Below are 8672 nucleotides of genomic sequence, written 5' to 3'. Positions count from 1 at the left end.
GATTAAATTCCGAAACCCCAATTGCGAAAGCAGTTGGGGTTTTGTTTTGGGCGGTCGGAAATTACCTGCGTATAGCCGTTGGTTCACCCCGACAAATTTGCACAGTTATTTCTGAGCCAGAACACTAGAATAGACACCTGATCATTTTAGACTTAGAGCCCTATATGTCCGACCCGGTTGATACCCCCCAGGTGTCCGACCTACCGCTGGAGGACCTGGTTGCCTGCCACGAGTGCGACTTGCTGATGCGTAAGCCAGAGCTTGCGCACGGTGAAAAGGCCCTGTGCCCACGCTGTGGTTATGAGATGTACGCCCACCGCTACAATGTCGTCGAGCGCAGCCTGGCCTTGGTGATCGCGGCGTTATTGCTGTACATCCCGGCGAACTTTCTACCCATCATGCAGCTCAATCTACTCGGGCAGACTGCAGAAGACACAGTCTGGAGTGGCGTAGTCGCCCTGTTCAACACCGGCATGCAAGGCGTCGCCTTGGTGGTGTTCCTGTGCAGCATGGGCATTCCGTTGCTCAAGCTGCTGTGCCAACTGGCGGTGTTGCTCAGTATTCGCTGGAACGTAGGTCGCAGCTATGGCCTATTGCTATACCGCATTTATCACCATATGCGCGATTGGGGGATGCTTGAGGTCTACCTGATGGGTGTGCTGGTCGCGATCGTGAAACTGGCCGGCATGGCATCCCTGAGCATAGGCCTGGGATTGGCCTGCTTTGTCAGTCTGTTAATGGTTCAGGTTCTGTTGGAGGTTGTCATGTCACCTCATCAGATCTGGCAAGCGTTGTCAGGGGAGGACGAACATGCGGGCGATTGATGCAGGCATTCTGATATGTGGCGAATGTCACGAACTCAACAGGCAGGACCCGGATACCGACGAGCAAACCTGCACCCGTTGCGGCGCATTGGTCCACGCTCGTCGTCCGAACAGCTTGACCCGCACCTGGGCTTTACTGATTACCGCTGCGATTCTGTACATTCCGGCCAACCTGTTGCCTATCATGACGATCAACTCTATGGGGCAGGGTGCCCCGAGCACCATCATGGCCGGCGTGATCGATCTGGTGCATTACGGCATGTTCCCAATTGCCACTGTCGTGTTTGTGGCCAGTATTCTTGTGCCAACCTTCAAGCTGGTGGGCCTCGCGTTGTTACTGCTCTCGGTACAACGCCACCAGCCGCTTTCTGCCCGACAACGCATTATCATGTACCGCTTTATCGAATTTATCGGTCGCTGGTCCATGCTGGATATCTTCGTGATCGCCATTCTGGTGGCGGTCGTAAATTTTGGGCGACTTGCCAGTATCGAGGCCAATCTCGGTGCCGTGGCGTTCGCCAGTGTGGTGATTTTGACGATGCTTGCCGCAGTAACTTTCGATCCCCGACTGATTTGGGATAACACGGAGTCGGACGACGACCATGACTGATTTGCCAAAGGCTAAAACCCGCCCCGCTTCGAACTGGTCGGCCATTTGGGTACTGCCGTTGATCGCCCTGGTGATCGGTGGCTGGCTCGGATGGCGTGCCTACACCCAGACGGGCATCGAGATCCAGGTTCGCTTTGAGAGCGGTGAAGGCATCCAGGTCAACAAGACCGAAGTGGTCTACAAAGGCATGCCCGTGGGCAAGGTCACGACCCTGGCCCTGGATGACGAGGGCAGTAATCGCGGGGTGATTGCCACCATCGAGATGAACAAGGATGTCGAGCAGTACCTCAAGGCCAATACGCGCTTCTGGCTGGTCAAGCCAAGCGTCAGCCTGGCCGGGATCACGGGCCTGGAAACCCTGGTCTCGGGCAATTACATTGCTGCCAGCCCCGGCGACGGCGAGCCCACGCGCAAGTTCAAGGCGCTCTCCGAAGAGCCACCTTTATCCGACGCCAAGCCCGGCCTGCACCTGACCGTCAAGGCCGAGCGGCTCGGCTCGCTCGACCGTGGCAGCCCGGTGTTCTACAAACAGATCCAGGTCGGCCAGGTCAAAAGCTACCTGCTGTCCGCTGATCAGAACACCGTCGAGGTAAAGATCTATATCGAGCCGACCTACGCCAACCTGGTGCGCAAACATACGCGCTTCTGGAATGCCAGCGGCATCAGCATCGACGCCAACCTGTCCGGGGTCAAAGTGCGCAGTGAGTCCCTGGCGAGCATTGTCGCCGGTGGTATCGCCTTCGCCACGCCGGAGAATCGCAAAGACAGCCCGCCCACTGACCCGAGCCTGCCGTTCCGCCTATACGAAGACTTCGATGCCGCCGCAGCGGGCATCCGCGTCAAGGTCAAGCTCAGTGACTTCGAGGGCTTGCAGGCCGGTCGCACGCCCGTGATGTACAAAGGCATCCAGGTCGGCAGCCTCAAGGCCCTCAAGGTCGACTCGGACCTGTCCAGCGCCAGTGCCGACCTGACCCTCGACCCATTGGCCGAGGATTACCTGGTAGAAGGCACCCAGTTCTGGGTGGTCAAGCCGTCCATTTCCCTGGCGGGCATCACTGGCCTGGAAGCGTTGGTAAAGGGTAACTACATTGCCATCCGCCCCGGCGACAAAGGCGCCAGCCCGCAACGCGAGTTTGTCGCCAGGCCCAAGGCGCCACCGCTGGACCTGCGCTCCCCAGGCTTGCACCTGGTCCTGCTCACCGAGAGCCTCGGCTCCCTGGAGGTCGGCAGCCCGATCCTCTACAAGCAGGTCAAGGTTGGTTCGGTACAGAGCTATCAGTTCTCGCGCAAGCGCAAGCAACTGGTGATCGGCGTGCATATCGAGAAGGAATACGAAGGCCTGGTCAATGGCTCCACACGATTCTGGAACGCCAGTGGCGTGACTCTGACCGGCGGCATCACCGGTGGCATCCAGGTCAAAAGCGAGTCCCTGCAAAGCCTGATGGCCGGTGGTATCGCCTTTGAAACCCCAGAGCCAAATGTGCCGCTGAGAAATCGCATTCCGCGTTTCCGCCTGTTTGCCGATCACGAAGCCTCCAGCCAACGTGGCACCCTGATCACCATCAAGGTGGACCGCGCCGACGGCCTGCGCACCGATACGCCGATTCGCTTCAAAGGCCTGGACGTAGGCAAGATTGAAAGCGTCGACCTGAGCGCTGACATGCAGTCGGTGATGCTCAGCGCACGTATCACTGAGGTCCCTGAGCGGATCGCCCGTGCCGGCAGCCAGTTCTGGGTGGTCAAGCCCGAGTTGGGGCTGATGAAAACCGCCAACCTGGAAACCCTGGTCACTGGCCAGTACCTCGAGGTTCTGCCCGCGGTGAAAAGCACCGGCCCGCAAAAGAACTTCGTGGCCCTGGCCCAACCACCAGAAACCAACGTGCAGGAAGCCGGCTTGAGCCTGGTACTCAGCGCCGCCCGTCGTGGTTCGTTGAAAGTCGGTGTGCCAGTCACCTACCGTGAAGTCACCGTGGGCAAGGTTACGGGTTACGAGCTGGGCAAGACCGCTGATCGCGTGCTGATCCATGTGCTGATCGAGCCCAAGTACGCACCGCTGGTTCGCGGTGGCAGCCGCTTCTGGAACAGCAGTGGCTTCGGTCTGGACTTCGGCCTGTTCAAAGGCGCGACGGTGCGCACCGAGTCTTTGGAAACCCTGATTCAGGGCGGGATCGCCTTTGCCACTCCGGACGGCGAGCGCATGGGCAACCCGGCGCTACCTGAGCAGACGTTCCCGCTGTTCGACAAGTTCGAAGACGAGTGGTTGATCTGGGCGCCGAAGATTCCCCTGGGTAAATAAATCCAGGCGCCGCAAAAAAGGCCGCGATCCAATAGATCGCGGCCTTTTTGCATTTCAGTACAGCCGATCAGACCTCATCCAACTCCGGCTCATCCGCCTGCACATTCACCGTCGCCTTCACCACATCATGGCGACGGATGTACTTCCAGTCCGCCTCATCAATGTAGATCCCGTTCGGCCCGCTGCCGCCTTCCAGGTCGATCGCCACCTGGGCGGAAACCTGCGGCTTCACGCTGGCCAGGATCGGCACGAAGCCTAGTTGCAGGCTGGTCTCCAGCAAGGCTGCCTGGTTCTTCTCGTCGATATCCGCCGCCTCATCGAGGTAGTACGGCAGGCGCACGCGACCGGCCTGGTCGCGGTCCATCAAGTGCAGCAACAAGTACATGTTGGTCAGCGCCTTGATGGTCATGGTGGTGCCATTGGATGCAGCACCGTCGATATCGGTATGAATCACCGGCTGGCCATTGACCTTGGTAATCTCGAACGCCAACTCGAAAAGATCCTTGAGCCCTAACTGGTTATGGTTGGCAGCCACCAGGCGCGCCAGGTATTCCTTGGCCTCTTCGTTCTTGTTGTCCTGCTCGGCGCTTTGGCTGAGGTCGAATACCGACAGGGTCTCGCCTTCCTCATACTGACCGGCACTGTGGATGATCTGGTCGATATGCTTGAGCGCTTCCTTGTTTGGCGCGAGCACGATACGGAAGCTCTGCAGGTTGGACACTTGGCGCTTGTTGATCTCGCGGTTGAACAGTGCCAACTGGTGCTCAAGGCTGTCGTAGTCACTGCGAATGTTGCGCAACGTCCGCGCGATATCGGTAACGGCTGCGCGACGCGCCTTGCCCAGGGTCAGGGCCTCATCGGTGCGGTGCGCGTAGGCGTTGATCAACAGGTGCAGGCGACGCTCCATATCGTCTTCGCTGTCGAACTTGGCCACACCCTTGAGGCGCACCTGGGCATACAGGGCTTCGATCTGGCCATCGGCGCGCTGCAAGCCCTGCCAGCTGTCCTGATAATCGTTGAGCAGCGGCAGCAGGTTATCCATGGAATCGTCGACCGGATCCATGAACGGCGTGCCGAACGGCAAGTCGGCCGGCAGCAACTGGCGACGGCGCAGCGCGTCATCCAAAGTGCGTTGCTTGGCTTCCATGTCGCCGATCTGCCGGCCGACCAGTTGCAGCTTGGCCGACAGTTGCTGGACGCGCTCGGTAAAGGCGTCGCTGGAGCGTTTCAACTCGTCCTGCGCAGCTTCCATCTGCGCCAGGTTCTCCAGCTTCTCGCCTTCCTCGGCGCTCAGGGTCTGGCTGCGGCGGAAGTCTTCCAGGGCTTTCTGTGCATCCAGTACCTGCTGGTACAGCGCTTCAGTCTGGGTCTTGCTCGCCGCCCGGTCAGAGGCCACGGCTTGCTGGGTCTTGAGTTGCTTGAGTTCTTTTTCCAGGCGCTCTTTCTGGTCGCGCAATGCCGCACGATCGGCCAGGGCCTGCAATGCCGGTGGCTCGATGTGCGAGATGTCGATGGACAGCCCCGGCACTTCAAAGCGCTCGCCGGTGAAGCCATCAAGGATCAGTTCCAGGGATTTTACCCACTGGCCGTCTTCATCCAGGGTGATGCCATGTTCGCCCAGTGGCAGGCTGAACAGCGAACTGTTGAACAGGCGCATCAGACGCTCGACGTCCTGCTGTGAGAATTCTTCCCGCAGTTTGGCGTAGCTGTTGTTGTCGGCGTGATCGAGTTGCTGCTTGACCGACTTCAGGCGTTTTTCCAGGTCGCGCAGGCGCTCATCCAGATCCTCGGCGCTGAACTGTCGCGACTGCGCCAGGGCGCCGGCCAGTTCGTCGTGGGCATCCTTGGCCGCCAGCAGTTGCTGCTCCAGGACCTTGACGTCATCGACCAGCGCAAAGCGATGCTTGAGCACCGACAGCTCGCCCAGCCAGCGTTGAATACCGCTGATTTCCCGCTCCAGGCGCATCAGTTCCTGGGTGCCACCGCGCTGATCGTTCTGCAGTGCATCCTGCTCGTTGCGGTAATGTTCAGCCTGGATCGTCAGCTCTTCCTTACGCGCACTGGCGTAGTCCGACCAGGTGCCCAGCAGCGAATCGAGCAATGGCGACAAACGGTGCAGTTTGCCGCGCAGGACTTCCCGCTGCTTGACCCCGTTGGAAAGCGCTTCCACCAGAGGGCCCGCAGCGACCAGGGAGTTGTAGTCCTGCTCCATGCGCCGCACATCGCGGAAGGCTTCTTCGCACGCGGCAATGTAATCCACACTGCCAGAGCGCAGGCTGTGCTCGAACGCATCAAGGAACAGTTGCTTGAGCTTGGCCGCAGTGATTTCGCGCATGTGCAGCAGGTTGATAAACAGCGCGCGGAAGGTCTTCAGGCTCTGCTCGCTGGTGGAGCGCAGCGGAATCAGGGTCAGGTCCAGCGGGATCGAAGTATGGCCGCCCACCAGCAAGCGTCGCAGTTCATCGGGCTTGAGCTCATAGGCTTTCAGGCCTTCGCGCTCTAGGTTGGTGAACAGCTCTTTCTGGCGCAGGCAGGTGTCGTTCTTCTGATAGTGGGCCAGGTCCAGCTTGCCGGCGTAGGCAAAGAACTGGTGACCGAAACCGCCGCCCGGGCCGCGGCCGACCACGCCGATCACGTGGGGGCCATGGGGCAGGGACACTTCGACGAGGATGTAGCTGGTGTCGGTGGCAAAGTAGAAGCGTCGCGACTGTTCCAGGGTGTACTTGCCGAAGCTCATGTCCGACATGCGCGCCAGGATCGGGAACTGCAAGGCGTTGATCGAAGCCGATTTACCGAGGTTGTTCGCGCCATACACCGACAGCGGCTCTTCCAGTGGGAACAGGCCCAGGCTGTAGCCGGCGGTATTCAATAGGGCGAAGCGGCGAATGCCGTAGCGTTCCTTGCTCATGCATCGGTCTCCTGTTCTTCGGCAATGGCACGGGCCAGGGCGTCTTCTTCGCTGTCATCAGCAAAGTCACTGAGGTCCAGCGGGTCATCGGTCCGCAGCAGTTTTTCATCGCTGTCTTCATCGATGATCACTGGCGCCGGCAACGGCAGCACGCTGTGCACACTGGCCGCCAGGTCGCGGTCGGCCTGGACCGACAGGCACACGTCGAGGAAACGGTGCATCGGCGGCAGGAAGCGGTAGACGCCATTATCTTCACTGGCAAAGCCGAGCTGGGTCATGCGGCGCATGATTTTTTCTTCCAGCTCTTCCTGGGTCTGCACTTCGGCCTGGATAAACAGGTCGCGGTATTTCTCCAGCAAGGAGGGCAACTCATCGCGGCCCAGGCTGCCACCATCCAGCACGGCAATCGGGTCGCGGCCCTGGTCGGCCAGGTGTTCGACGATGATGAAGGTGAACAGTGCCAGGCGCTGTGCGGTCTTGTTGACCTGGGCGGCAGCGACGGCGGTGTCCGGCACGAAGTAGTAGAAACCACGGGTATCGCACACCAGCTCAAAGCCCAGGGCCTTGAACAGCGTGCGGTACTGGTCCTGGAAGTTCGACAGTTGTGCGTACAGCTCCGGGTCGCGGCGGCTGACGTGGTAACCCTTGAACAGCTCGCGAAAGATCGGCGCCAGCTGGGACAGTTCGGATAGATCAAGATGCATAGGGTGTGCTCGCAGAATTCTCGGCTACGTCGGTGCTGGCCGGGAGCAGGGCGAATGAGCGCAGGCTGACCTGGTGCTCGTGAGTATGGTAATCCTGGCGTTCCAGGCGCTCGCGCTTGAAACGCTTCTCCCGCGACAGGCGCGAGAACCAGTACAGCAACTCGTCGGTGGCTCCGTCCGGTTCCTGCTCCAGCAGCCAGGTCATCAGGTCCGGCATCGGCAGGGCGTCTTCGCAACGCTCCAGCATCTCCTTGACCGTACGCGGCGCACGTTGGGCTTCGCCCTTGTGGGATTTGTGGGCCTTGGGGAAACGCGCAGGTTTTGGTTCGAAGTTCGCCAGGGCATACACATAGGCCTCCACCTGGCTGGCACTGCCGAGGAAGGTACTTTGCGGCCGGGTAAACATTGGCATCGCCGCTTGCGGCACGGCGTCCAGGCCCTTGCGCCGGATCGCCGACAGGGCCAGCGCCGCGCCACGGGTCACGGCGTTGTGCCGGCGTGCTTCTTCACGCAGCGGCAGCAGCAGTTCCCGGGCATGACGCAAGGTCAACTGGGCGCTGGTCTGCATTTCGAGGATGCGCGCGTGGGTGCGCAGCAACATGTCGTCATCCACCAGGTGGCCCAGGCGCTGCTGCTCGGTGAGCATGCGCAGCAGCACGTTTTCCACCTTGCGTACGCCTTGCTCGAAGGCGCCGTCGGCGTTCACCAGTTGAATCATCGGCTCGACGTACTCGTCCCAGGTCGCCAGGACCTCGGCATAGCGCTGGCGCAACGGGATCTGCCGGTCGCTGGTCTTGGCGCGGTCGGCCACGGCCGCGAGGGCCTGTTCGTCGTTGGCGAGTTTTTTCAGCACGTCACGCACGCGCATGTCCAACAGCCGCAGTTGGCGGGCCAGGTCATGGCCGTCGCGGATGTCGAAGGCGTCCTGGATATAGCCGGCCAGGCGCTCAAGATGGCGCAGGTAGGCTTCGATTTCCAGGCACAGGCCTAGCCGGTGCTCCTTGCGAAGATAGGCCAGGAAGTCATGGATCTGCGCATTGAGCTCGAAACGGTTCGGGCTCTTGGCGACAGGCACCAGGATATCCAGGCGAATCCACACGTCCAGCAGGCTGGTGATGTCCTGTGGCGTGCTGTCCAGTTGTTGGGCCGCCAGTTGCGCGCGCAACTCGCCAAGGCTCAGGGTGCCTTGGTCAAAGTGTTCGCACAGTGGCTCAAGCAGGGCCCAGTGTTCGGCGAGGGCGCGCAAGACGCGCTTGGGTTCGATCATCGGAATGGCCGGCTGGTTGGCGAATTAAAAGCAGCGATTGTACTGCATCAGGCGCGGGATTTA

At 60.4% G+C, this 8672-nt stretch carries 6 protein-coding genes; 3 read left to right on the top strand and 3 right to left on the bottom strand.

Annotated features, from left to right (window positions below; genetic code table 11):
- Nucleotides 1-164 precede the first annotated feature (164 nt).
- Genes KL786_RS21695 through KL786_RS21685 form a run of 3 tightly spaced genes read left to right on the top strand, consistent with a single transcriptional unit; the run spans nucleotide 165 to nucleotide 3730 of the window.
- Nucleotides 165-824, top strand: a complete 660-nt coding sequence (locus tag KL786_RS21695; RefSeq protein WP_215518943.1) for a paraquat-inducible protein A — start codon at nucleotides 165-167, stop codon at nucleotides 822-824.
- On the top strand, nucleotides 811-1434 hold the full coding sequence (locus KL786_RS21690) for a paraquat-inducible protein A (protein WP_065944332.1): 624 nt from the start codon (nucleotides 811-813) through the stop codon (nucleotides 1432-1434). Before KL786_RS21695 ends, KL786_RS21690 begins: the two co-directional genes overlap by 14 nt.
- A complete protein-coding gene (locus KL786_RS21685) occupies nucleotides 1427-3730 on the top strand; it encodes a PqiB family protein (RefSeq protein ID WP_215518942.1) in 2304 nt (767 codons plus the stop codon). The genes KL786_RS21690 and KL786_RS21685 overlap by 8 nt, the downstream gene beginning before the upstream one ends.
- A gap of 67 nt (nucleotides 3731-3797) precedes the next feature.
- On the opposite strand, the gene mksF is transcribed toward KL786_RS21685, so the two are convergent.
- The 3 genes from mksF to mksB are packed head-to-tail and all read right to left on the bottom strand — an operon-like array spanning nucleotide 3798 to nucleotide 8609.
- Complete coding sequence (mksF, locus tag KL786_RS21680; protein WP_215518941.1) at nucleotides 3798-6638, bottom strand: Mks condensin complex protein MksF; 2841 nt, start codon at nucleotides 6636-6638, stop codon at nucleotides 3798-3800.
- Nucleotides 6635-7342 carry an Mks condensin complex protein MksE gene (gene mksE, locus KL786_RS21675; RefSeq protein ID WP_215518940.1) on the bottom strand — a complete coding sequence of 236 codons (708 nt, stop codon included), beginning with the start codon at nucleotides 7340-7342 and terminating at the stop codon, nucleotides 6635-6637. The genes mksF and mksE overlap by 4 nt, the downstream gene beginning before the upstream one ends.
- Nucleotides 7332-8609: an Mks condensin complex protein MksB gene (mksB, locus tag KL786_RS21670; protein ID WP_215518939.1), complete on the bottom strand. Its 1278-nt coding sequence runs from the start codon at nucleotides 8607-8609 to the stop codon at nucleotides 7332-7334. The genes mksE and mksB overlap by 11 nt, the downstream gene beginning before the upstream one ends.
- Nucleotides 8610-8672 lie beyond the last annotated feature (63 nt).

Origin of the sequence: Pseudomonas sp. TAE6080 (assembly GCF_018732265.1) — a bacterium.
In the GTDB taxonomy this organism is placed as follows: domain Bacteria; phylum Pseudomonadota; class Gammaproteobacteria; order Pseudomonadales; family Pseudomonadaceae; genus Aquipseudomonas; species Aquipseudomonas brenneri.
The sequence above is the reverse complement of the archived record's forward strand: the minus strand, read 5'-3'. Positions and strand labels throughout refer to the sequence as shown.

Coding starts and splice junctions, on each gene's coding strand:
- KL786_RS21690 (WP_065944332.1), top strand. CDS start 811: ATGCGGGCGATTGATGCAGGCATTCTGATATGTGGCGAATGTCACGAA.
- mksE (WP_215518940.1), bottom strand. CDS start 7,342: ATGCATCTTGATCTATCCGAACTGTCCCAGCTGGCGCCGATCTTTCGC.
- KL786_RS21695 (WP_215518943.1), top strand. CDS start 165: ATGTCCGACCCGGTTGATACCCCCCAGGTGTCCGACCTACCGCTGGAG.
- KL786_RS21685 (WP_215518942.1), top strand. CDS start 1,427: ATGACTGATTTGCCAAAGGCTAAAACCCGCCCCGCTTCGAACTGGTCG.
- mksF (WP_215518941.1), bottom strand. CDS start 6,638: ATGAGCAAGGAACGCTACGGCATTCGCCGCTTCGCCCTATTGAATACC.
- mksB (WP_215518939.1), bottom strand. CDS start 8,609: ATGATCGAACCCAAGCGCGTCTTGCGCGCCCTCGCCGAACACTGGGCC.